The organism is Pectobacterium zantedeschiae, from assembly GCF_004137795.1.
In the GTDB taxonomy this organism is placed as follows: domain Bacteria; phylum Pseudomonadota; class Gammaproteobacteria; order Enterobacterales; family Enterobacteriaceae; genus Pectobacterium; species Pectobacterium zantedeschiae.
In genome coordinates, this window is sequence record NZ_NWTM01000001.1 from 2,609,352 (window position 1) to 2,635,488 (window position 26,137).

Here is a 26,137-nt window from a genome sequence, read left to right on the forward strand (position 1 = left end):
TGAGGGATTATAAAGGGCATACGGAAAGAAACATACCAGAACGACAGACAAAGGCCGCAGAGTGCGGGAGTAACGGATAGATAGTAAAGTCGCTGTAAACACGTCCATCCATGTGCGCTCGGCTTGCGCAGATATGAATCTCATCCCTGAGATTCACCCTTGCAGGGCCGTCGTAAGCGACGTTCAAAAGCGTTCCTGACGCGTTTGTCCATGGCGCAAACGCTTTACTCTTCTATTCCGTTACTCCCGTTTTCATTCGTCGCATAGGTTTATCAACAGTCTGAGGCCTCCCGAGAATCGGAAGACCTGCGGACAACATCAACTACGCTGTAAGGCAAAATCCGTTAAGTCATAACGATGCGGGAACAGATCGTCCAGCTCCGTCTGGTGCGTAATCGCTACCACGGTGCACATCGGCAGCGCCAGCTTGACCAGTGCCAAAAGCTGTCTGGCAGAATCGTGATCCAGATTGCTGGTCGCTTCGTCCAGATAGAGCGTATCCGGCTTGGCAATCAGCGCACGGGCAAAGGCAACACGCTGCCGCTCACCGCCGGAGAATACCCGATCCCAGTTCAGCTGTTCACTCAAACGATCGCGCCACGCACTCAGCCCGACGCTATCCAGCGTCTGACGCAGCATCTCGCTGTCGGCCAACGGCGGATGTGGATAGCAGAGAATCTCAGCCAGCGTACCCTGTCCCAAATAGCTTTGCTGCGGTAACAGCAAGCTATGGCCTTCAAGCGACTGCCAGCGGCCATCATAATACGGCCACAGACCATTTAGCGTACGCAACAGCGTGGATTTCCCCAACCCGCTGCGGCCTGAAAGTTTACTCCAGCTACCGGCCTCACAGCTCAGCGCCACATTTTGCAACAGCGGAGAACCCTGTGGCGTAGTAAAGGACAGTTGCTCAATACGCAAATCCTGCCCTACTGGTGCGTCAGCCTGTTCAGACTGATGACGTTTGATTTCTTCTTTGAACTGGCTAAGACGCGCCATACTGGCGGACAAAATCACCAACTCCTTGTACTTATGAATAAACCAGCTCAGCGCACCATGTACTTGCGCAAACGCCCCGCGGATCTGCATCAACCCGCCCAGCGTTACTGTTTTACTCAGGAAAGCAGGCAAAGCGGCAAAGATCGGCACAATCTGGCTTACACGCATATAGCCTGTGGTGAAGAAGCCCAGATTACGCTCGGCATTCATAAAACGCCCCCAGTTCGACACGATGGCAGAGAAATGCCGCTGAAGATGGCTTTTCTCTTGCGCTTCGCCGCCGTACAGCGCGATTTGCTCGGCGTTATCATGCTTACGCAGCAGCGCTGCACGGAAATCGGCCTCTGCCTTTTGCTTTTCATAATTAATATTATGCAGACGCTTCCCGACCACATGCGTAATCAGGCTGCCGAGCAGCGTATACAGAATAGCGATCCAGACCAGATAACCTTTGATTACCCACTCCTCACCGAACAACGTAAAGCGCTGAACGCCCGATAATCCCCACAGAATGACGACGAAAGAGAACAAGCGTGCCGTCACGATCAAAAACTCGACGACCAGGCTAACGGCTTTGTCGACGAAAAGGTTGATATCTTCAGCGATACGCTGGTCTGGGTTATCAATCTTGCCTGCAACTGACATGCGATAAAATGCGCGTTTCGCGAGCCAGCTATCCACCATCTCTGCGGTCAACGCGCTGCGCCAGCGGATAATCAGCAATTTGGTAAACCATTCCTGATACACGATCGATCCAATATAGAGCAGGATGTAAATACCGTATTCTTTCATCAGAGACAGCAGCAAACTACTGTCGAATGCACCTAACGCGTCATAAAACGTTTTACTCCACTCGTTTAACAACACGTTGAGATAGACGATCATCCCACCCATCCCGATAGTGATGAACAAGAGCAACCAGGCCTGCCAGCTTCGTTTACCGCCCCAAAAGGGACGGCAGAGATCGACAAATTGAGCCGTCATCTTTTTCACTCTTTCACCTCTTGCGGCAAGGTGATGTAAAGCACGCGGTTATCTGGGTTATACAGCTTCGCCGACATCGCACGCACGCCTTCCAGCGTAATACTGTCCGCCAGTTTGGATGCACTACTCAGATAACGCGGATCGTTATAATGGCGATAGCTCAGAATCAGGCGGCGCTGTATCGTTGTCAGATCGCCCTGACGTCCTTTTTCCGCACGGATGAACTGTGCTTTCTGATCGTCCACATCCTGTTGTGTAATCTTCGTTGGCAGCTCAGCAAAGACCTGCTCAGCCAGCTTCCACAGTTCTTGCGCACGTTCAGGCGCACTGGTGAAGCTCACTTCCGTCTCAATACGCTGTTTTTTGTCTTCCAGCTCGCTATCGACGCGCATGCGGTAAATACCCAGAGCGTCATCACGCAGGCTCGTCTTGAGATATTTATTCGCAATATTACGGGCAACACTCACCTGCACTGCTGCCTGTGGCGTCCACACATGGGGAGTAAAACTCCAGGTCAGAACATCGGCGCGTGGTTCGATATTGATGGCAGAGGTCGCTTCACGTTTACCCGGCAGTGCCAGATGCTGTTTTACATCGCTGGCAGGCTGACGCGGAATGGTCGCGAGATAGCGTTCAACCTGTGGCAACAGCTGTGCAGCAGGCATATCCGCCACCAGGTAGTAGGTAACCGGTGCGAAAGCCGCTTTATGCCACTGTGACAATAATGCTGGTGCGGTAATTTGCTTCAGCTCTGCAATTTCAGGCTGCTGCCAGGCGGGTTCACCAAAGCGCAGTTTGGTCATTTCGCTGGCACGTTTTCCTGAAACAGACTGATCGTCATTGGCCTTCTGGCGTGCCAGACTCATCATGCTCTCTTTCATCACATCAGGATCGATGCCCGGCGCAACATTCAGCTCACGGTATAGTCCCAGCAGATTTGCCAGTTGTTCAATCGGAGCGTTCCCGCTCAACGTCAGTTGATCCGCGCCCTGATCGATACTCAGTGACAGCGTTTTTTCCTTTTTCCAGTTACTTAACGCTTCCCCACTCCACGCCGCGGGGCCGCTTTGATTGACCAGTTGGCTCGCCAACTGCGCCTGCCACGGATTCATCGAGGTTGCCATGAATCCGGCCTGACTCATCGCGGTGAGATACACTTTCTTACCCGCCTCTGGCGCACGCAGCCATACCACGCGATCGCCATTACTCAACTGCCACTGCTCGACGTTCTGTGCAGCAAAAGTCTTCATCGCCGTGCGTTTGCCGTTTTGCGTCACAGCAGGAAGTTCGGGGATGATTTTCTTCTTTTCCACCTGCAACGGTGCCAGTGTCGCCACCGCCCACTGCTTCTGCAATTTGCTAATCGCATCCGGTTTAGGCAATGTGAAAGGCGTCGCACCCGGCACGCTAAACTGCACCAGCGTATCTGGCGAAGCTAACCAGCGTTGCAAATGGCGGTTCACATCTTCCGCTGTGATGGTATCCAGCGCTTCCAGCGCGTCTTTGCCACGCTGCTGGCTGCCAACATAAGGGCGATCCTGCTGCCAGACGATGGTCAACTGCTGAACCCAGTCCGCAAACTCACGTGTTTCTGGCGTCACGCTCATACGCTGTGCGACTTCACGAATATCGGAGGTGATCTCCGTGATGTCCTGTTCGTTTAACGGATAGCGTTTAAACCGCTCAATTTCTTTCAGTACGGCAGAAATAGCGGCGTCATGACCACCCGGCATCACATTCGCAAAAAATCCCAGCGCCGCAGTGGTTTTACCAATATCCGATTTACGCACCACCAGACTACTGGCGTCCTGGGGCAGCTCAGCTTGTTGTCGACGAACCTGACGCGTTATCGCAGACATCGTGATTTGCGTCAGCAAGCGGTGACGCAAATCGGATTGTCCGAATGTGTCTTTATCATTGAAACGGTAGACAAAAGACACCTGACTGCTGCCGCTTTGGCTATCCTGCAAGCGTGCGACTTCAAGCTGCGGTTTCAGTAACGGTTCATAGTAGTCACGTGCTGGTACCGCGACATTAGGCAACGGTGCAAAATAGCGTTGAATTTCGCGCTCCGCATCCGCTGGAGTGATATCACCAATAATCATCAAACGCATATTCGACGGGTGATACCAGCGCTGATAGAAATCCTGTAGCACGCTGGCTGGCGTGTCGTTAATCGACTGTTCGGTGCCAATCGTCGGGCGGGAAGGGTAGCGAGAGTCATGACGAATCGCCTGTACGCGCTGCTGGTTCATGCGTTCCGCTACGCCCAACTTGCCACGCCACTCTTCCAGAATGATTTTACGCTCGTCATCGAGATCGCTTTGCAACAGCTTGGCATGCCCCGTCATCTGGCTCAGCGCCTGTAAAGTCGTTCCCAGATCGAGGTTACCTTTCGGTGGGCTCATCATGTACATGGTGCGTTCGTAGTTGGTCACAGCGTTATAGCTCTGTCCGCGTCCCCAACCTTGTTTATGCAGCTCTGTACTCACGCCTTGAGGAAACGCGTCGCTGGCACGAAACACCATATGCTCCACCATGTGCGCCACGCCGGATTCATTGTCTTTCTCATCAATCGAGCCGGCATCAACAATCAGGCGAATATCCACCCGCTTCCTCTGCCCTTCCAACGGCACGAGGGTATAACGCAATCCGTTCGCCAGCGTTCCTTCTTTAAAAACTGGCAACGGACTTTTTATTTCTTCTGCCTGGCTCACAACGCTTCCCGCTAACAGGCTGACAGCCGTTAGCGATAACCAGCAACATTTCTTCCAGTTCATAACAACCTTTTCGTTTTTATTTTTGCCCGTAAGGCAATTCTTTGAGCGCATCAATGCAAAATGCCCCGTCAAACGTCAGCAAGTGACGAATGACGGGGCATAGGATTTACCAGGTGTAAGCGACGCCAAGCCAGAACTGACGACCGGGTTTGTAGGTGACAATAGACTTGGTCGAGTTTCCAGTTTGGTTGGTTTCTACCACATTATCTAAAACGTTCAGTACATCTAGCGTGATATCCAGGGTCTGAGTTTTGTACACTGGCTGCGAGTAAGAGAAACGCCAATCGTAGGAGATAAAGTCTTCGTATTTCATACCCGTATATTCAGTGAAACTACCAGTTTCATTACCGCACGCAACATGGCCTCCTGGGCATTGGACGAAACTCGCAGAGGTGACATACCCTTTGTATCCTGAGGTATACCCCAGACGCTGCCCCCAGTTGAGACGAATTGCAGGAACGTAGGTATCTACATTAAGGAAAGCGCGCCAAGGAGTATTGAAATTCATCGCATCAATATCGCCACGGTTCATCAATTTATCATTAAAGATAACTCGCTGATCATCTTGATTAGCCGAATCGTAATAAAGTTGTGAGTTAGTTTTATTCTTCTCTATCGAAGCTCCTAGTGACCATTTCACATCAGCAAAACTAAATCGATAAGGGCTAATTGGCTCAACTGTCAGTGTGTATGAGTTGCCTTCTGTTCTTCCAGTGTTATCCAAAACGTAATAGCGTTTACCATCACTATCAGTCGTAGTTTTACGCCCAAATTGTTCTTTACCTTGACGGTTAACCCATTTCACCGTCCAGATGGTATCCAGAACTCGTTGCGAAAGACCGAAAGATAACTCATCACTATAAGGTGTTTTCAGATCAGAAACGTTATAATCTATAGAATCTGTTTTTATCGGATCGCTAACCCAAGGGCTATTCGCATCGTTTCGTTTTTGTACAATATTAGAACTAATCCCTGTCCGTAATTTATAAGCCAATATATTTGCAGCATAATATCGGTTGGCGCCGCCAAAAACACGAGTTGAGCGATCACCGAACAAATCATAAGAAGCAGCCAAACGAGGAGCGATATTCATATTTTTCAGATAATCATCGTATTGTAAGCGAACACCAGGCGTCACTTCAACACGACCAAAAGATATACTATCCTGAAGATAAACAGCATAGTTTACGTAATTACCTTCAACAGTACGTTCTGGATATAAAATCCGGCCTTTGTAGTACTGTTCGCCATTAATACAAAAATCATCTCCAGACTGACATACCACGCTCTGATCTACAGTTGGAGTGGCACGACCAGAATAAGCATCACTAAAACGACGATATCTTGCACTATAAGAATCAACTTGCCAGCCTAAATCGAACTGGTGCTGAGTTCCCCAAATCGCCAAAGGATTAAGTTCATAGTTTTGCTTTAATGTAATTGTATTTTTTTCTGTTGCAAATTTCCCGAACCCTCCTATTAATGCGTTTTGATAGGTACGAGCAGGAAGAGCACTAACCCAATCAATCTCATTAGAAACAAAATTATATGTATTGTGATAGCGATACCAAGTCTGGAATGAATTGGACTCATGTTCAATTTTATTCTGTTCATACTGATATCCAGCCAAACTGGTCATTTTCCCCCAACTGGCATTGTGCTCCCACTCCATATTGAAACGATAGCCACCACCTGTATTAGTAAATGCACCATTCTTTATGTCTTTCTTATAATACTTAGACTCATGCGGTGCATACATCCCAGTCAAACGAAAAACATCTCCATTATCAGATAGATAAGACCCCTTAAGTAAATATGTTTCATTAATTCGTTCCTGATCACCCCACATTTTCAAGTACTGGTGATAGTTTGGAATATCTGACTGTTGACGATTGTAGGCAAAAATAAATCCAGCCTTGTCACTTAATGGTTGGTTGAATGATACGGAATAAAATTGTTTTTTAAACTTCGGCTGGTAGTGCAGGTAGGTCGCAGAATAAAAATCATCTTGAATGGCATCATCGACATGATAGCTAGTCCAACTATCTTGAGTCATACGATAAGATATTTTACCAGATGCTTTATCCAATTTTGGATCTTTGAGTTTTGCATCCACCACTCCGCCAGTAAAATCGCCATACTTAGCAGATATATTGCTGTCAAACACCTCTAAAGACTCAATTAACTCTGAGTTAATCCAGAACGATTGGGTTCCTCCGCCCGGTAAATCTGTAGCATTATAGCCATCTGGTGTATTGCTTAATTCGCCATTATTAGCACCAGGGTTAATATTGTTATTATTCGATAACCCATCGACCATAAAGTTATTATTGTAAAACTTCTCGCCGTGGAATGAGACGTTCTCCGGTGCCAGTTCGCCCGGCGTATTACTGCTATTCGCCGTATTCGAGAACTGCACAGCTGGATTATTCTTTAATAATTCGGTAACCGAGCCATTTCCGGTTGGCATCTTTTTAATCTGCTCAGCATTAATAATCTGCGTTCCCATCGACTGACTGGTCGGGGTTGAGCGAACTAAAATGGTATCTTCACCATTTTCCAAAGAGGAATCACTCTGCTGATCTTCTTCGATTTCTGTATTTTTTTTCTGCTGATTCTCATCGACAGAAGTGTCGTTTTGCTGTGCGAGCGCAGGCCCTGATAATAATGACAATAGCATCATTAAATAGACGTTCTTATTCATTTATTCAACTTCCCCAGTGAACCTTATTAATTGGAAAATAAAATTATTTTTTTAATTACTACATGTAATAGTTACGGCTAATCATCAACCTGAATATGACCATTCAGTTTGAAAACAATAGAAACTACCTGATTATCAACCGGTGCCTCCGTCCGATAGCGCCAACGCGCCATGTCTTTCATCACATCATCGCCAAATACGCCGTCTGGCGTTTCAGACAGAATCTGTACGTTAGTGACCGTACCGCTACCGGTAATATCAAATTTGACGCGCACTTTTCCTTCCACTCCCAGCGCTTTTGCCCGAGAGGGATAATTCACACGACGATGTAACGCTTTAAAATTTTGACTATTGCTTTTCCCTGCACCACGAACCGCCTGACCGCTGTCGCTTTCTCCTGCTTTGGCCGTTACGGCACTGCCCGGCGTACCCACAGAGGATGGCAGCGATGACGGGGCATTACCGGTCTGGCTTGTCGCAATGGGAGACTCACTCTTTTTTTCTGCCTGCTGCTGAGCCGCCTGTTGCTGTTCTCTTGGTTTGATCTCAGGCTTTTTTTCAGGCAGCTTTCTCTCACGCACCGGTGGCTTCTTTTCCACAACAGGCTTGTGCTCAATGACTGGCTGTTTAATGACCGGATTGGGGTGTTCCGGTAATGGCGTTAAAATCGGCATAACCACCGGAGTAGGTTGGGCAACGAGGGGCTCGGCTACGGGTGGAGAAGTTTCGACAGCCTGTGACATCGCGGCAGCCATCATCGTCACCTGCATACTTCCACCTGCATTTCCCGCCATATCTTCAATGCTTTCTTTCGGGGAATAGTGCAATAGAAAGAAAACTGCCAACGCAGCATGCGCCACGCAGGACAACACAAAAAAGGCCAAGGAACGCCAGTTAGGAACATCAGCGGTCAACGTGGTCGTTGAATAGAAATGAGTAAGAGGGGACGGCAATGCGCTGCCGCCAGTGCGATTCGCACCTAGTAAAGCCCCATGAAGATTTTCACGACCCACTATCCAACTCCATATCTTGAACTTCAACTTCCTGGTGTCAGCAGTGCAATCACAATCTTCCAGGCGATAAAAATGTAAGCAAGATCGGAACACGAAAAAACGTGTCAAGGTCGGTCGAGCAACATTAATAAATAATAATACAAATGAGAATCGTTTTACAAATGAAAACTATTACCCATAAAGATTGACAAAATTTCAGTAATATCATTACGGAAACATGTAATCCATTGATATCAATTAATAATTATAAGAAACCAGCACATTCCTTATCACGATGAAACAGGTATCGAGGTTGAGGTTCTCCCTCTCACAGCGCAGTAAGCCGCTAATTTACTCTGGTTATTTTCAACATCTATTGTGTCTAGTCGGAAAACCGAGATTGATGATAAGAGTCATTATCGACATAATTCGCATTATCACACCGCATAAACGCTGTTTGATGATGACTTTGCCGCATAAAACACTGACAAGTAGTGTGGTCACTCTGGGCATTCTGACTTTAGGTTCCCGTGATTCCACAATTGCAGATTCACCAATACTGGCAAATTGATTTGATGGTTCTCCTGTACGTATAACAGGCAATTCAACTCGATGTAACTTATCGCCTGCTCAGCATTGTCACGCCTCTGGGGTAAATGTTTCACCTGATTAAAGGAAGAATGATGAACACAAAAAAATACATGCGTTGGACACTTAATCCGTTATTTCTAGTCATGATCGCCCCTGTCGCTGCACAGCAAACCGGTGAAGATGAAATGGTGGTTTCCGCAAGCAGAACCCACCGAACTGTCACAGAAATGGCACAAACCACCTGGGTGATCGAAGGCACTGAACTGGAGCAACAAATCCATGGTGGCAAAGAGTTAAAAGATGCATTGGCGCAATTGATTCCCGGCCTCGATGTCAGCAGCCAGAGCCGCACCAACTACGGTATGAATATGCGTGGGCGCGCGATTGTCGTACTGATTGACGGTGTGCGGCTGAACTCATCCCGTACCGATAGCCGTCAGTTGGACGCTATTGATCCGTTCAATATTGCGCATATCGAAGTCATCTCCGGCGCGACTTCACTTTACGGAGGAGGCAGTACGGGGGGCTTAATCAACATCGTCACCAAAAAAGGCCAACCGGAAATTGAGACAGAATTTGAGGTCGGAACCAAAAGCGGTTTCAATAGCAACAAAGATCATGATGAGCGTATTGCCAGCGCCGTCTCCGGCGGTAACGAACGTATTTCCGGGCGAATGTCTGTTGCTTACCAGAAGTTTGGCGGTTGGTACGACGGCAATGGTAACGCCACACTACTTGATAACACCCAAACCGGCCTTCAGTATTCCGATCGTCTCGACCTGATGGGCACCGGTACGCTGAATATTGATGAAACTCAGCAACTGCAACTGGTAACGCAATACTACAAGAGCCAAGGTGACGATAACTACGGCCTGTTTCTCGGCAACAATTTCTCTGCGGTGACGGGTAACGGAACCGCCTACGCCAGTAAAGGGCTGAATTCGGACCGGGTTCCGGGTACAGAGCGTCACTTGATCAGCCTGCAATACTCCAACACGGATTTCTTCGGGCAAGAATTGGTAAGCCAACTCTATTACCGCGATGAGTCTCTGTCGTTCTATCCGTTCCCTACTGTATCCAGCAATAGAGTCAGTAGCCTTTCCTCTTCTCAACAAGATACCGACCAATATGGCGCTAAATTGACGCTAAACAGCAAGCCATTGGACAGTCTACAGCTGACCTACGGTCTGGATGCCGATCACGAACGCTTTACCTCAAACCAGATGTTCTTCGATTTAGCGAAAGCTAACGCGTCTGGAGGCCTGAACAATCAAAGCATCTACACAACGGGGCGCTATCCGGGTTATGAAATGACCAATCTGGCTGCCTTCCTCCAGTCAAACTACGACATTAACGACACCATAACCCTGAGCGGTGGCGTACGTTACCAGCATACTCAGAACAAAATTGATGATTTCGTTGGCTATGCGCAACAACAGGCAATCGCTAACGGTCAAGCGACCTCCGCAGATGCCATTCCTGGCGGGTCAACCGATTATGACAACGTCCTGTATAACGCCGGTATATTGATGCACATTACCGACCGTCAACAAACGTGGCTTAACTTCTCTCAGGGCGTGGAGTTGCCAGATCCCGGTAAATACTACGGCAACGGTACCTATCGTCTGGTCAACGGCCACTATCAGTTGGTTAACAGCGTTAATGTAGGACAGTCCAAACTACAGGGAATCAAGGTTGACTCCTACGAGCTAGGCTGGCGCTACACCGGTGATGCGCTGCGTACGCAGCTTGCCGCATACTACTCGCTCTCTGATAAGTCCATTTCGATTAACCGCAGTGATATGACCATTAACGTCAATGACGATAAGCGCCGTATTTATGGGTTGGAAGGTGCGGTGGATTACATCATTCCAGATACGGTCTGGAGCACAGGCGTCAACTTCAACGTGCTGAAATCTGAAACCAAAGTCAGCGGAAAATGGCAGAAATGGGATGTGATTTACGCCAGCCCGTCCAAAGCAACCGCCTATATCGGCTGGGCGCCCGATCCGTGGAACCTACGCGTACAAAGCACCCAATCCTTTGACTTAACGGACGCAAAAGGCAATAAAATCAACGGTTACAACACTGTTGATTTTATCGGTAGCTACCAACTCCCTGTGGGCACATTGAGCTTCAGCATCGAAAACCTATTGGACAAAGAATACACCACCGTTTGGGGTCAGCGAGCACCGCTACTTTATAGCCCAACCTACGGTTCGACCTCACTGTACGACTACAAAGGCCGTGGACGAACGTTTGGCGTTAACTATTCAGTGATTTTTTAAACCAGTCCTGATTGTCCGGCTGGTGTCGGGCAATCTTTCCTGACCATGAGCTCACAAGGCTCACGAAATGTAGTGCCGTTAAACAACAACAAAAAGCAAACCGAGATCAATATTCCCGATCTTCAATCAGGCGTTTTCCCAGCGTGACGCTATCGACGATCTCATAGTCGAGTTTTTCATACATGCCGATTACAGCGTCGTTGTCTTCACGCACCATCAGGTGGATCTTCGGACAGCCGCGGGCAATCAGCTTTTTCTCCAACCGGCTAATCAATGCGTTCGCAATGCCGCGTCCGCGAAAATCCGGGTGCACGCCCAGATAGTACGCCGAACCGCGGTGACCGTCGTAACCGCCCATTACCGATCCCACGATTTCGCCGTTCACCTCTGCGACCAGAAACAGATCGGGATCGTGATTGAGCTTACGTTCAATGTCCATTTCAGGATCGTTCCACGGGCGCAGCAAATCGCAACGTTCCCAGAGGGTGATCACGGCTTCAAAGTCATCCTGCCTGAATATGCGGATTTCCATCACAGTCGCCATTTTGCAATAAGGTAAATCGTGATTATCGCGTGATTTTTATCAGACGCAATCCAAAATTGCGCGCCGCTATCAGGAATCACACAACAGGTGACCGGGGATCGATTTTATTGATGGTATAATGCCCGCCTTATTACTGTGCCAACATCGCTATGGAAACGAGATGCCCACTATGTCTGATATCAACGCGGTAAAAAATTTTTTGCTTAACTTACAGAAAGATATCTGTCAGCAGCTTGCGGCGATCGATGGCGGAGCCGATTTCGCCGAGGATGAATGGCAACGTGCCGAAGGCGGCGGTGGATGCAGTCGCGTACTGTCAGGTGGGCGAGTCTTTGAACGCGCTGGCGTAAATTTTTCCCATGTTACTGGCAAGTCATTGCCACCTTCGGCCAGCACGCATCGCCCCGATCTAGCAGGTCGTAGCTTTCAGGCTATGGGTGTGTCGCTGGTGATTCATCCGCTCAGTCCTTACATTCCCACCAGCCACGCCAACGTGCGCCTGTTCGTCGCCGAGAAACCGGGAGAAGAGCCAGTTTGGTGGTTTGGCGGCGGATTCGATCTCACGCCCTATTATGGTTTTAAAGAAGATGCAGTGCACTGGCACCAGACCGCCCACGACCTGTGCCAGCCGTTCGGTGACGATGTGTATCCACGCTACAAAAAGTGGTGCGACGATTACTTCTTCCTCAAACACCGTAACGAAGCACGCGGCATCGGTGGGCTCTTTTTTGACGATCTAAATGAGCCAGATTTTGCTACCAGCTTCGCCTTCATCCGTGCCGTTGGTAACGGATTTCTCGATGGTTATCTGCCCATCGTCGAACGGCGTAAAGATCTGCCGTGGGGAGAGCGCGAGCGCGAATTCCAGCTCTACCGTCGTGGCCGCTATGTGGAGTTCAACCTGATTTGGGATCGCGGTACGCTGTTTGGCCTGCAAAGCGGCGGACGCACCGAGTCAATTTTAATGTCCATGCCGCCTCTGGCTCGCTGGGAATACCAGCATCAACCTGAACCGGATAGCCCAGAAGCCGCACTTTATCGAGATTTCTTGCCCGCCAGAGACTGGCTGGCGGACAGCAACACATACAACAAGGAAGCATAAGTCATGCAAATTTGGGTCGACGCCGACGCCTGTCCTAACGTCATTAAAGAAGTGCTATTTCGCGCGGCGGATCGCACACAAATGCAAGTAACGCTGGTCGCCAACCAGACCATAAAAGTGCCGCCGTCACGCTTTATTAACACCCTGCGCGTCTCTGCGGGTTTTGACGTCGCCGACAATGAAATTGTACGCCGTGTTGAATCGGGCGATTTAGTGATCACTGCCGATATACCACTAGCATCGGAAGTGATAGAAAAAGGTGGCGTCGCGTTGAATCCGCGCGGCGAGCGCTATACGCCGGATACGATTCGGGAACGGCTGAACATGCGAGATTTTATGGACACCATGCGCGCCAGCGGGATACAAACCGGTGGCCCAAGTGCGTTGAATCAACGGGACCGCCAGCAATTTGCGAATGAACTGGACAAATGGTTGCAGCAGTCGAAAAAGCCATAAGTTACTAAAAGCTATAGTTACCAGAAAACCATTGTGACTAAAAATGCATAGTTACTAAAAATGCATAGTTACTAAAAAACATCGTGACTAAAAAACATAGTTATCTGGGGATCGTTATCTGGAACGCTCGCCATCCCACCGCTTCTGTTTTAGCAGGTAACTGGGATGGCGATATGGACTTACCGATAAACCGGTAACAGGTCGAGACTGGAAAGAATATGTATCAGCGCAGTGCCAATACCAAATAGCAGCACCAGCGCAATCATCGCATTACCGCCGCGAACGCGAAACAGCGGGCTACCGAAGCGACGACGCGACGCAAGCGCCAACAATGCAGGCGTAATCACCGCCCATACGGTGGCGGCTAATCCGGCAAACCCAATCGCGTAAATAAAACCGTTCGGATAGACCAGCCCACCGATGATTGGCGGCAGGAAGGTCACCAGCGCCGTTTTAGCCCTGCCCATTCGGCTATCGTCAAATTTCAGCAAATCAGCCAGATAATCAAACAGCCCTAGCGTAACGCCAAGAAACGAACAGGCGACAGCGAAATTAGAAAAGACGGTGAGCAACACATCCAGATAGGGACTATTCAACACGCCGCCCAGCGTCTGAACCAGAACGTCAATATTACCGCCACGCTCTGCAATCCCAATAAAATCAGGACGGGCAATGTTTCCCATCGTACTAATCAGCCAAATGGCATACATCGCCAGCGCCAGCATGCTGCCAGTAAACAGGCAACGTTTGATTACCTGTGGCTTGTGGCCGTAATGCTTCACCAAACTGGGAACGTTGCCATGAAAACCGAAAGACGTCAGACAAAATGGTAACGTCATCAACACATACGGAAGATAGCTCGGGGCTTCTTCCGCAACGTTGAGTAAAACAACCGGCTTAACATTCCACAGCAGGCTGCCGAACGTCATGAAAAAGGTCAGTACCTTTGCAGCCAGAAAAAAGGCGGTCATGCGACTCACCGCCGCCGTGCTCAGCCACACGGTAAAGGCGACAAACAGCGCAAATAGGCAACCACCGACGCGGGCGGAGAAATCGATCGACATCTCCGAAAGCGTGTGGTGAATGATTGAACCACTCGCCGAGATATAGGCGTAGGTCAGGATATAGAGGACAAAGGCAATCGATATGCCGTTGACGGCATTCCACCCCTTACCCAACAGATCTTTGGTCAGCGTATCAAAGCTGGCACCAGCCTGATAGTTAAGGTTAGCCTCCAAAATCATTAATCCCGAGTGATACATGCAAAACCAGGTGAAGACCAGCACGGCAAATGACCAGAAAAACCAGGCACCCGACATCACCACAGGCAGGGAAAACATCCCGGCACCGATAATCGTCCCTGCAATAATCATCGATCCGCCAAACAGCGAAGGAAGACGCTTTTCTGCACCGTTTTTTTCTACTGTATTCTCTTGCACTGCGCGTGTTGCCATAGCCGATATTCGCTCGTTGGTTTTTTTATCGAGTCCGGGGAAAGGGGCTCCTACAGACGAGGCGGGATCATGGCATAAAACGAAAATTATTCCATTGATTTAACTTATGTCACCGTATGGAAAAATCCACGTTCTGCTAAAAATGACGTGTTAAATTATAAAGGGATTAAAGGAAAAGTAATTTAAGGATGATGAGGCAATGCTGAAGGCTGTGAAATCTGTTTTATTCGATATTCTCTCCATGATACTGACATTTATTCTCTGTGTTTTTTCAATTATTGCCGTCGTATCGCTATTCCCAGATAACCTGTTGTTCCCTGTCGGAATTTTTGGCCTCATTGGTTCATATTGGTTAGGCGATTATTTGGTCGATAAACTGCGGTAAATAAAAAACCCAGCCAACAATCGACTGGGTTTGTCTGTATTAATGGAAATAACTTACAGCGGCTGAGTTTGTGCTTCCACCACTGCCAGCGCGACCATATTCACGATCCGGCGAACCGAAGCAATCGGCGTCAGGATGTGTACGGGTTTCGAGATCCCCATCAATACCGGCCCGACCGTCACACCTTCAGAAGAAGAGACACGCAGCAGATTATAGCTGATACGTGCAGATTCCATATTCGGCATGATCAGGATGTTGGCTGAACCTTTCAGCGGGCTGTCCGGCATTTGCTCGCGGCGGATCGCCTCCACCAGCGCGGCGTCACCGTGCATCTCACCATCGATCTCCAGTTCCGGTGCCAGCTTGTTGACCAGCGCCAGCGTTGCACGCATCTTCTGCGCCGTCGGGGAATCCGAGGTGCCGAAACTGGAGTGCGACAGTAGCGCGACTTTCGGTTCGATACCGAAACGGCGTACGCTCTCTGCCGCCATCAGCGTAATTTCCGCCAGCTGTTCCGGTGTCGGATCCGCATTAACGTAGGTGTCGGCGATAAAGGTATTGCCGCTTGGCAGCATCAGCGCGTTCATCGCACCCGCTGCATGCACGCCCTCGCGGTAGCCGAACACTTTCTCGACGACGTCGAAGTGTTCTTCATACGTGCCAATCGTGCCACAAATCAGCGCATCCGCCTCACCACGGTGAACCATGATCGAACCGATCAGCGTAGGATTACCAATCACCGCACGCTGCGCTTTTTCCTGCGACACGCCGCGACGCTTCATGAGTTCGAAATACTCACTCCAGTATTCTTTGAAGCGTGGATCGGATTCGTTATTGACCACTTCAAAATCTTTACCGATGGTCAGTTGCAGCCCCAGCTTTTGCAGACGCATTTCGATGACGCTCGGACGACCAATCAGAATCGGGAATGCCAGCCCCAACGTCACCAGTTCCTGCGTGGCGTGCAACACGCGAGCATCTTCACCTTCGGCGAATACCACACGTTTCGGCTGCTGACGCGCCTGTGCGAAGATCGGCTTCATGAACAGATTGGTTTTGTAGACGAACTGGGTCAGTTTTTCGATGTAGGCATCGAAATCTTCGATCGGACGGGTCGCTACGCCGGAATCCATCGCCGCTTTCGCTACCGCTGGTGCGATCTTAATGATCAGACGCGGATCGAACGGTTTCGGAATCAGATAATCCGGGCCAAATGACAGCTCCTGATCGCCGTAGGCAGAAGCCACCACTTCACTCTGCTCCGCCAGCGCCAGGTCGGCAATGGCGTGAACGCAGGCCAGCTTCATCTCTTCGTTAATCGTGGTCGCGCCAACATCCAGTGCGCCACGGAAGATGAACGGGAAGCACAGTACGTTGTTCACCTGATTCGGGTAGTCTGAACGACCAGTACAGATAATCGCATCCGGGCGCACTTCTTTTGCCAGCGGCGGCAGAATCTCCGGTTCCGGGTTTGCCAGCGCCATGATCAGCGGGCGTGGAGCCATGGTTTTCACCATGTCTGGCGTCAGTACACCGGGGCCGGAACAACCAAGGAAGATATCCGCATTAGGGATCACATCAGCCAGCTTGCGGGCGCCATTATCTTCAATCGCGTAAGCAGCCTTGGTTTCTTCCATATTTTCGTCACGACCGTGGAAAATCACGCCGCGCGAATCACACACCACGATGTTGTGCTTCTGAAGACCCAGCGCTACCAACAGGTTCAGACAGGCGATAGACGCTGCGCCTGCACCAGACACCACCAGACGCACATCGGAAATATTCTTCTCTACTACGCGAAGACCGTTCAGAACGGCGGCGGTACAAATGATCGCAGTACCGTGCTGATCGTCGTGGAAGACGGGAATCTTCATGCGCTCGCGCAGTTTCTTCTCGATGTAGAAGCATTCCGGTGCCTTGATGTCTTCCAGATTGATACCGCCGAACGTCGGCTCCAGCGCAGCAATCACGTCGATCAGCTTGTCTGGATCCAGTTCATCGACTTCGATATCGAAAACATCAATGCCGGAGAATTTTTTAAACAGGACGCCTTTGCCTTCCATCACCGGTTTACCGGCAAGTGCACCGATATTACCAAGGCCCAGCACGGCCGTTCCGTTAGAGATAACAGCGACCAGATTGCCACGCGCGGTGTATTTGTAAGCGGCCAGCGGATCTGCCGCAATCTCCAAACAGGGTGCCGCAACACCTGGGGAATACGCCAGCGCCAGATCGCGCTGCGTTGCCAATGGCTTCGTCGGGGAAACCTGAATTTTACCGGGAATCGGATACTGGTGGAAATCAAGGGCGCTTTGCTTTAGCTGTTCATCCATTTTATGTACCTTTTCGGTTTTGTTGTGTCTGTAGGGTAAAGAGTACCCAGTATAGTGTTTGCCAATGGCGAAACTACCGAGGATGGCAAAAACTGAGGGGGAATGCTGGTTAATATAGTTATTTTATTTGACGGTTTTTTGTTCATATTACCGTCAGCGTCAGATACGCCAAGCGGGATAATCGGAAGAAATTCAGAAAAAGCGGGGGTATCGTCGCGTGATGCAAACACACCACGCAACGGAGGAAGGTAGGTTACTGCGTCATATTCAGAATAGTACGAATGTTGCCTGCACTGTGGCGATAATATCGATGGCCCCGATGCACAGCGAGCCGAGAATCGGCAGGGCTTTGGTATTTTCAGAGGCAATCGCCATCACACAGGGGATTTTGTGTAGCTCTTCAATACTCACGCGAATGACCCGTTCGTTCATCACGTGTCGATACGCTGACCCTGCGCGTTAAAGAAATCATATCCGGCAATATTGTTTGTGATCCAGATCAATTAATTCACCTGAGTACATTGCATGACTCCGGCACCGCATGCTGATATTGCGGCGCAACACCATAAGTTGCACCAGCCTATTTTTATCGCGGCGTGCTACTGCTACGGCAGGCAAGACCAAAGTAAAAATGCATTTCCTCTCTTTAAGAGGTGCATTTTTATTTTGGTCTTTTTTTTTGGCCTAATTGGCGTCAACACAGGGTAACACTATGAATTATCAAAAACTTGGAGTCGATATACTCGAGTTGAGCGGCGGTAAGCAGAATGTCAGCAAACTGACCCACTGCGCCACTCGTTTACGTTTTGAGTTCAACGACAGTCATGCCGTACAGGCAGAAGCTATTGCCAAACTTCCCGGCGTCATCAGCGTGGTCGATCGTGGTGGTCAATTTCAGGTGGTGATCGGCAACGACGTTCAAATTACCTACCGGGCGATTTTGAATGAGATTGGCGAGATGAATAGCCAGCGCAGTAACGCTAGCAAAGACCAGCAGAAAAAAGGCGGTATTTTTACGCAAATCATCAGCGTAATCTCCACCACCTTCACCCCCGTTATTCCAGCGATAACCGGCGCGGGGATGATCAAAGCGCTGCTGGCGATCCTCAAACTGGCCGGATTAATTTCCGCCGACAGTACGACCTATCGCCTGCTAGACACTATCTCCGATGCGGCTTTCTTCTTCCTGCCCGTGCTGCTGGCCTACGGTGCCTCCATCAAGTTCGCCTGTAACCCGATTCTGGCGATGACGATTGCGGGAGCCTTACTGCACCCAAATTTGGCTCAGTTGCTGGCATCAGGCGGGCCGATTAGCTTTATCGGTATTCCGGTACGGCTGGCGGACTATGCAGGATCGGTGTTACCGATCATTCTCACCGTCTGGATCATGTCCTACATCGAGCGCTTCGCTGAAAAAATCTCGCCCTCGATGATCACATTTTTCACCAAGCCGATGATCGTACTGCTGTTTACCGCACCGTTGGCGCTGGTGGTAATTGGGCCTTTCGGTATTTTCCTCAACGATCTGGTCGCCAGCGGTGCTGCCATCATTGACGGAAAGGCAAGCTGGCTCATTCCGATGTTGATGGGTGGCCTGCAACCGTTCCTGGTGATCACCGGTACAGCCTGGGCGATGACGCCGATTGCCACCTCGCAGCTTACTCGCAACGGTTTTGAGATGATCAACGGGCCAGGCATGCTGGCTTCCAACATTGCTCAGGGTGCCGCCACACTGTGCGTCGCGTTTAAAACCAAAAACAAAAATCTGAAACAGCTGGCTTCTTCGGCAGGCTTCACCGCCCTGCTGGGTATCACCGAACCTTCCCTATACGGGGTAACGCTGAAACTGAAGAAACCGCTGATTGCCGCCATGATTGGCGGGGGCTGCGCGGGCATCTATGCCGGTTTAGCCGGGCTGGTTCGCTATGCCTTCGTCTCACCGGGGCTGGCAGCACTGCCTGCCTTTATTGGTGAAAACCCGATGAACATCGTACATGCGCTGATCACCTGCGCTATTGCGATTGTCGTCACGTTTGCGCTCACCTGGATCATGGGATTCGACGATCCGGTAGATGAAACTGACAACGCTCAAACAGACTCGGCCCAGTTTGGGTCGACAGTGAATACCCCACAAAAATCACAGGCCACAGAAAACCATGCTGAACCGCAAACCATTCTCAGCCCACTGTCCGGCAAGCTGGTCGCGCTAAGCGACATCAACGATGACGTATTCTCACAGGGATTATTGGGGCAAGGCGTCGCAATTATTCCTGACAAAGGTGAAGTCGTCGCGCCCGTCAGTGGGGAAATCATCACGTTCCTTGAGTCCAAACATGCCGTCGGTATCCGCGCGGATAACGGTCTGGAATTACTGATTCATGTTGGACTCGATACGGTGAATCTCAACGGCAAGCACTTTACCGGCTACATCAAACCGGGCGATCGTGTCACCGCTGGCGACAAATTAATTAGCTTCGATCTGCATGAGATCGCGCGCTTAGGCTATGACACGATTACGCCAGTCGTGATCATCAACAGCGATGAGTACTCAAGCATCGCCTGCACCGCGCCACAGTCGATCGCACCGATGGATACCATTATTAACGTGCACGCCTGAACGCCCATATACACTAAATAATTCAAGTTGCAGGAAGGCGACAAGGTAAGGAATCCCGATGAGCTTACTCAGGTAAGTGATTCGGGTGACTGAACGCAGTTAACGCACATGCAGCTTGAAGTATGACGGGTATAACGGCATTGGGTGCCCCGCCCAATGCCTTTGCCGTCTTCCCGGATGTGAGAGAAAATATGCATTACCAACAGCAAAAACACTTCCCTACGGGCTTTCTGTGGGGAGCCTCAACGTCGGCTTATCAGGTCGAAGGAGGCTGGCAGGCCGATGGAAAAAGCCCATCGATCATTGATAAATGCCAACACCCGGAAAACACCGCCAACTTCACTGTCGCCAGCGATCACTACCATCGCTTTAAAGAAGACGTGCAACTGTTTGCAGAACTGGGATTAAAGGCCTATCGCTTCTCTATCGCCTGGACGCGCATTCTTCCCGACGGCACGGGTGCAGTAAATCCGCTGGGCATCGCATTTTACAACGAGTTGATTGATGAGCTGAACGCGCACGGTATCGAACCAGTCGTCACGCTCTACCATTTCGATTTGCCTTATTGTCTGGAAGCACAAGGCGGATGGCAAAATCGCGCCACGATTGATGCCTTTGTTGATTACGCCCGTACGCTGTTTACGCATTTCGGCGACAAAGTTAACTACTGGCTGACGATTAATGAGCAGAACACCATGATTCTGCATCCCGGCGCGATTGGCTTGCCGGAAGGCGGCGTTTTGCCATCCAAAAAGGCGCTATATCAGCAGAATCACCACATGATGCTGGCGCAGGCACAGGTCATGGCCTTGTGTCACGAACTTGCCCCCAACAGCCTGATTGGTCCGGCGATCAATACCACTTCCATGTATCAGGCCACCAGCAAACCGGAAGATGCTATTGCCGCGCACAACTGGGAAACACTGCGCTGCTGGAGCTTTCTCGACGTCGCCGTACATGGTCGCTACAACGCGCTGGCCTGGCGTTATCTGGAAGATCGCGGTCTGGCTCCAGAGACACAGCGCGGCGATGACGAGATCCTACAGTCAGGAAAGCCCGACTACGTGGCGATCAATTACTATTCCACTGCCACCATTGCCGCCAGCAAAGGTGATGCATCGGACGTCAGCGCCCGGGCAGGCGATCAGCAAATCATGCTAGGCGAACCCGGTGTCTATCGCGCGACGGAAAATCCGCACGTCGATAAAACACCCTATGGCTGGGTCATCGATCCCGTTGGCCTGCGCTTAACACTGCGTAAAACCTACGAACGCTACCATCTGCCGATCCTGATTACGGAAAACGGCATGGGCGCACCGGATAAGCTGGAAGCAGACGGTACGATAGACGATCAATACCGCATCGATTTTATTGCCCGACATATTGAACAAATGCAGCTCGCCATCAGCGATGGTGTTGATCTGATTGGTTATTGCCCGTGGTCGGCGATCGATGTGGTCAGCACCCATCAGGGCTATGGTAAGCGCTATGGGTTTATTTATGTGAACCGCGATGAATTCGATCTGAAAGATCTGCGACGTATCAAAAAGAAAAGTTTTTACTGGTATCAGGGTGTCATAGAATCAAATGGTGCGCGGTTATTTCCCAGTGCTCCCTAATACTGACGCCCCAGGATACTAGGTTAAAACGGGGATAATCCTACTCTTAATCATTCGCGTTGCGGGACAACCGCCCGCAACAGAAAAGAGAAGAAATGGGTTATTATTTCACTGACACTCCTACTGATATCACTCAAGAAACGCATGATGGCTGAACCAATAAAAGCAATAAAAATACTGAACAATAGCCTAGTGTTATCTTCCGATGCAGATAACAACGAAATCATTGTCATGGGAAAAGGGATCGGCTTTAACAGCAAGACCGGAGATATTCTCGATCCAGCCAAAATTGAGAAAACCTTTATTCTCAAGGATGGCACGTCACCACGCGAATTTGCCCGTTTGATTGAGCACGTTGGGGAGGAATATGTTCACATCGTAAATAAGATTATTGATGATACGAACCGACAACTGCATGGTCGCTTGAGTGAACAGGTCTTTTTTACGCTGATCGACCATATCAGCTTTGCGATTGAGCGTTATCGCAAAGGCATCAGCATACAAAATCGTCTGCTTTATGAGGTAAAGCGGTTCTATCCACAGGAATTTGCGATTGCCTCAAGGGCGCTCAACGACATTAATCAGCAGATGGCGCTAGAGTTGCCAGAAGAGGAAGCGGGCAATATCGCGTTTCATTTAGTCAACGCGCAAACCGACGTCCAAAATATGGAAAACACACTACAGTCGGTCAAGATGCTGAAAGATATCTTTAACATCATCCAGTACAACTTCCATATCGTGATTGATAAAGAATCTATTAACTACTCACGCTTCCTGACGCACATGCAATTCTTTATCCAGCGCCTGTTGGAAGACAGCCTGATTCATTCAAATGATGATTTTATTTTTGAGCAGGTCACCAAAGAATATCCTGATGCCTATAAATGTAGCCGATTAATCAAAGACTATATTCACAACCTGCTCCATATCGACATTTCTAACGATGAGATGCTGTACTTGATTATCCATATCGTCCGCATCGCCCCCCAAGAATAAGTCCGACAACTGGCCACATCAGCTTTCCGATGTCCAGCAGCAGCGATAGCGATTGCCGTACCTTGCCATGAATCCAGAGGTGATGCTCTTTGACAAACCGATCTCAGCGTTAAACCCAGAACGAGTCGGTGAAAAACTTCAGGACATTAAAAAGCTGGCGCATTCTGGTATTGCTATGGTCATCGCCACACACGAGATCGGCTTCGCTCGTGAGAGCGCCGATGATATCGTGTTTATTGAAAATGGCAGAATGGTCGAGACAGGCACAGCCAGACAGATGCCAGATGATCTGCAAAATGGCCGTGCGCAGGCCTTTTTCTCTAACGGTTCTGTGACAACGCGGGTATAGCCATTTATATTGGCAACCGCCTGATTTCTGATAATTTACTCGTATTTTTGAATAATGAGGATGTTAATTTAATTTATCATTGGCTAATATCAGTTTCATAGAAAAATTATGGAAAATTTTTGTGACAACGATTAGAGATATTGCCCAAAAAGCCGGAGTGGCAGCATCAACCGTTTCTCGCGTGCTTAATAACGATCCAAGCCTGTCCATAACCAAAGAAAAGCGCCAGCTCATCAAGAAGATTGCCCATGAGTTGCTCTATTTGTCGCCCACGCAACGTAAGCAGCAGAAAAAAAAATTAGAGAACTCGCTTGTTGTACGATCTCATTACAAAATGGATAACGACAATTTATTACACCTCGCCGTCGTCCACTTTCTTACGCCCTCCGAAGAACTCAACGATCCTTATTTTACCGCAATGCGGATTGGCATTGAAAATCGCTGCCATCACTTTAATATTTCGTTGCGAAATATATTCACCACCAATTTATCATCCAATAGCCATACGTTATCTCAGGCACAGGCGATTATTTGCGTAGGACATTTTAGCGATGATGATATCTCCTTAATCTATTCATTAAATAAAAATTTGATTTTTATTGATTCCGCTCCCCTCGATAAAAAATGTGACGCTGTGATTTTTGACCGGGAAGCGGCTGCACGCGAAGTATTACACTACATTGTTCAAAGCGGTGCTGCGCGCCCTGCATTTATCGGGAACAATGAGAGCCGATTGCATGTATTTCAAAAAGTGACCCAAGAATACGGAATCTACCATGAATCACGGTGTAAGGTCAGTCAGCTATTCTGTATTGAATCCGGCTATCAGGCGATGAATGAGTTGCTACAACAAAAAGAATGGCCCGATGTCGTATTCGCCGCGACAGACATTATCGCTATCGGCGTGTACCGTGCGATTCAAGAGAAAGGCATTTCTATTCCCAAAAAAATAAAGGTGATTGGTATGAATGATATTCCTATGGCGCAGCACCTCAACCCCAGTTTGACCACAATGCGACTCTATCCCACCGAAATGGGCGAAGCCGCCGTCGATCTGTTTTTAGAACTTGTGTCAGGACGCCAGTATAAGAAACACGTACAGATTGGGTATGACATGATCTGGCGTGAAAGTTTCACACTCAATACGATATAACGGTGCCAATTTCTATATCCGTCATACGTCAAGTTGTCTGTACATTAGCTACGTTTAGTCACCCGAATCACTTACCTGAAGAGGTAATGTGGCCACGCAAGTAAATTGCGCGGCCGGAGAACATCAATTAGCGGTTATTTTCCATAGCTGATTCCATCCGCCGTTATCACTCCATTGAATACCGGCTGCGCCATTCTCTGTCGAACGGCTGCTGACATCCAAAAGCTTTCCGCTATTTCTATTCATGATTTTATAATAGCCATCACCAGCATCCAAAATCAGCCACTGCTGGCTAAAATGTCCGGTGTTGTACATTTGGATAATTTGCGCCCCATCGTCATTAGCACTGGAGGCAATATCGATGTACTTTCCACTATTAACATTCACCAGATTAAAATAACCATTACCAATCGCGCTAAAATAAAACCGCTGGCTGTCCCAGCTGCTATCGCTGTATTGTTCAAGCAATGCGCTATCTTCCTTCGAACCGCCCACGACATTGAGCGATTTACCACTGTTCCGATTAGCGATCTTATAGCGGGTTCCGTTAATAAAATTGATTTGAGATTCGGCAAACGCATCCAGTGCACGGGTAAATTGCAATACATTGTTTGAAACGCGTGTCGTCGTGCCTAGAGCATAACCATCCGGCAACACGCTGGCATTACCCGCAGGTTCCCAATAAAAAACCCCAATCCCTTTATTTCCCGGCACCGCTTTAACAAGATTAATCGTATCCTTAATCGTCCAGTAACTGTCTGTCGGGTTAGTTTCCAAACCACCGACTTCAACAACCATGACTTCCTTACCATACCTACTCGCCATATCATTGAGATTGCTAGCCAGTGCGCCAGTCAGCTCCCAATAGTTCTTCCCCTCCCAATAGGGGTAGAATGAAAAGCCAATCACATCGGTTTTCCCACCGTACGTGGTGAGGAAATTGTCAAAAAACCAGCGAGAGTTTGCATTATTATCCCCATGCGCCAAATGGCTGATCACCTTAGAGGAAGGGCTGACCGCTTTAACCGCATCATAGCCCGTATTCAGTAGCTGCGTTAAATTGGCAAACCGACTGGTACTGCCTTCCGGTAGTAAAATTCCCGGATTCATTTCGTTACCGACCTGCACCCACTCCGGCGTCACACCTGCGGATATCAACGCGCTCATCACCTCATGTGTATGATTATAAACGGCCGTCGTTAATTGACTCAGATTGTAGTTCGCCCACGCCGCAGGCTTGATTTGATGGCCTGGATCCGCGAAAACATCGCTGTAGTGAAAATCCACCATGACGCGCATTCCCATCGCTTTGGCACGCTGTGCGGCTGCTATCACGCGAGCTTTATCCGTATAGCCGAGCAGCGTCCAGGTCGTATTATCTTTATGCCATAATGCGCTGGGATCAGGATTAACAAAAATACGCAATCGCACGGCGTTTATGCCGTGATCGCGTAATATCTGCAATACATCACGCGGAGTTCCGGCATCGTCACGCCAGCTCACCCCACGATCTTCCAATTGCTTTACCCAGCCAATATCTGCACCGTAAGCAAACGGCTGCGCGGCTTTCGCCAGATTGGCTACCATGAACCCTATAAATAGCATTAACAATATAGAGATAATTCCTGAATAATTATTCTTTTTCATTTATTTCTCCTTGAGACGATACTCTTAAATGGTATTTATCACGTGAGCATAGAGGGACAGATTAAAAACAGAGGAGATATTTATAAAAAACATCGCATAATAAGCCAGGCAGCCAACATTAATGGCTGCTTAGCTAATTTCCTG

At 49.1% G+C, this 26,137-nt stretch carries 15 protein-coding genes and 2 pseudogenes; 8 read left to right on the forward strand and 9 right to left on the reverse strand.

What is annotated here, in order from left to right:
• Positions 1-318: 318 nt before the first annotated feature.
• From CLR69_RS11795 to CLR69_RS11810, 4 genes are all read right to left on the reverse strand, one after another.
• On the reverse strand, positions 319-1,992 hold the full coding sequence (locus tag CLR69_RS11795; RefSeq protein ID WP_129712723.1) for an ABC transporter ATP-binding protein/permease: 1,674 nt from the start codon (positions 1,990-1,992) through the stop codon (positions 319-321).
• The gene (locus tag CLR69_RS11800) at positions 1,989-4,763 is read right to left on the reverse strand and encodes a M16 family metallopeptidase (protein ID WP_129712724.1); all 2,775 of its coding nucleotides are present in this window, start codon (positions 4,761-4,763) and stop codon (positions 1,989-1,991) included. The genes CLR69_RS11795 and CLR69_RS11800 overlap by 4 nt, the downstream gene beginning before the upstream one ends.
• A gap of 106 nt (positions 4,764-4,869) precedes the next feature.
• Positions 4,870-7,467 (reverse strand): TonB-dependent receptor plug domain-containing protein, encoded by a 2,598-nt coding sequence (locus tag CLR69_RS11805; protein WP_129712725.1) that lies wholly within the window; start codon positions 7,465-7,467, stop codon positions 4,870-4,872.
• A 77-nt stretch (positions 7,468-7,544) separates the two neighbouring features.
• Positions 7,545-8,480: a TonB family protein gene (locus CLR69_RS11810; protein WP_129712726.1), complete on the reverse strand. Its 936-nt coding sequence runs from the start codon at positions 8,478-8,480 to the stop codon at positions 7,545-7,547.
• A 659-nt stretch (positions 8,481-9,139) separates the two neighbouring features.
• Here CLR69_RS11810 and CLR69_RS11815 point away from each other — a divergent pair.
• Entirely contained in the window at positions 9,140-11,338 is a 2,199-nt protein-coding gene (locus CLR69_RS11815; RefSeq protein WP_129712727.1) for a TonB-dependent receptor, read from the forward strand.
• A 106-nt stretch (positions 11,339-11,444) separates the two neighbouring features.
• On the opposite strand, the gene CLR69_RS11820 is transcribed toward CLR69_RS11815, so the two are convergent.
• Positions 11,445-11,870 carry a GNAT family acetyltransferase gene (locus CLR69_RS11820; RefSeq protein ID WP_010301346.1) on the reverse strand — a complete coding sequence of 142 codons (426 nt, stop codon included), beginning with the start codon at positions 11,868-11,870 and terminating at the stop codon, positions 11,445-11,447.
• A 181-nt stretch (positions 11,871-12,051) separates the two neighbouring features.
• Here CLR69_RS11820 and hemF point away from each other — a divergent pair, with 181 nt between their 5' ends.
• Positions 12,052-12,984, forward strand: coding sequence for an oxygen-dependent coproporphyrinogen oxidase (hemF, locus tag CLR69_RS11825; RefSeq protein WP_129702971.1), 933 nt, complete (start codon positions 12,052-12,054; stop codon positions 12,982-12,984).
• A gap of 3 nt (positions 12,985-12,987) precedes the next feature.
• Positions 12,988-13,440, forward strand: a complete 453-nt coding sequence (locus CLR69_RS11830; RefSeq protein WP_129702970.1) for a YaiI/YqxD family protein — start codon at positions 12,988-12,990, stop codon at positions 13,438-13,440.
• 179 nt (positions 13,441-13,619) lie between these two features.
• On the opposite strand, the gene mtr is transcribed toward CLR69_RS11830, so the two are convergent.
• The 3 genes and pseudogenes from mtr to CLR69_RS11845 form a co-directional block, all read right to left on the reverse strand.
• Positions 13,620-14,894, reverse strand: a complete 1,275-nt coding sequence (mtr, locus tag CLR69_RS11835) for a tryptophan permease (protein WP_129702969.1) — start codon at positions 14,892-14,894, stop codon at positions 13,620-13,622.
• A 438-nt stretch (positions 14,895-15,332) separates the two neighbouring features.
• Positions 15,333-17,612 (reverse strand): NADP-dependent oxaloacetate-decarboxylating malate dehydrogenase, encoded by a 2,280-nt coding sequence (gene maeB, locus CLR69_RS11840; protein WP_129702968.1) that lies wholly within the window; start codon positions 17,610-17,612, stop codon positions 15,333-15,335.
• Between the two features lie 253 nt (positions 17,613-17,865).
• A pseudogene (locus tag CLR69_RS11845) lies at positions 17,866-18,106 on the reverse strand (sugar-binding domain-containing protein); the annotation flags it as partial.
• Positions 18,107-18,324: 218 nt separating this feature from the next.
• Here CLR69_RS11845 and CLR69_RS11850 point away from each other — a divergent pair.
• From CLR69_RS11850 to CLR69_RS11870, 5 genes and pseudogenes are all read left to right on the forward strand, one after another.
• The gene (locus tag CLR69_RS11850) at positions 18,325-20,229 is read left to right on the forward strand and encodes a beta-glucoside-specific PTS transporter subunit IIABC (protein WP_129712728.1); all 1,905 of its coding nucleotides are present in this window, start codon (positions 18,325-18,327) and stop codon (positions 20,227-20,229) included.
• Positions 20,230-20,420: 191 nt separating this feature from the next.
• Positions 20,421-21,848, forward strand: coding sequence for a glycoside hydrolase family 1 protein (locus tag CLR69_RS11855; protein ID WP_129712869.1), 1,428 nt, complete (start codon positions 20,421-20,423; stop codon positions 21,846-21,848).
• A 147-nt stretch (positions 21,849-21,995) separates the two neighbouring features.
• Positions 21,996-22,844 carry a BglG family transcription antiterminator LicT gene (gene licT, locus CLR69_RS11860; RefSeq protein ID WP_129712729.1) on the forward strand — a complete coding sequence of 283 codons (849 nt, stop codon included), beginning with the start codon at positions 21,996-21,998 and terminating at the stop codon, positions 22,842-22,844.
• Between the two features lie 10 nt (positions 22,845-22,854).
• Positions 22,855-23,193, forward strand: a pseudogene (locus tag CLR69_RS11865) (ATP-binding cassette domain-containing protein); the annotation flags it as partial.
• Between the two features lie 121 nt (positions 23,194-23,314).
• Positions 23,315-24,346: a LacI family DNA-binding transcriptional regulator gene (locus tag CLR69_RS11870; RefSeq protein WP_129712730.1), complete on the forward strand. Its 1,032-nt coding sequence runs from the start codon at positions 23,315-23,317 to the stop codon at positions 24,344-24,346.
• A gap of 123 nt (positions 24,347-24,469) precedes the next feature.
• On the opposite strand, the gene CLR69_RS11875 is transcribed toward CLR69_RS11870, so the two are convergent.
• The gene (locus tag CLR69_RS11875; RefSeq protein WP_129712731.1) at positions 24,470-25,993 is read right to left on the reverse strand and encodes a glycosyl hydrolase 53 family protein; all 1,524 of its coding nucleotides are present in this window, start codon (positions 25,991-25,993) and stop codon (positions 24,470-24,472) included.
• Positions 25,994-26,137 lie beyond the last annotated feature (144 nt).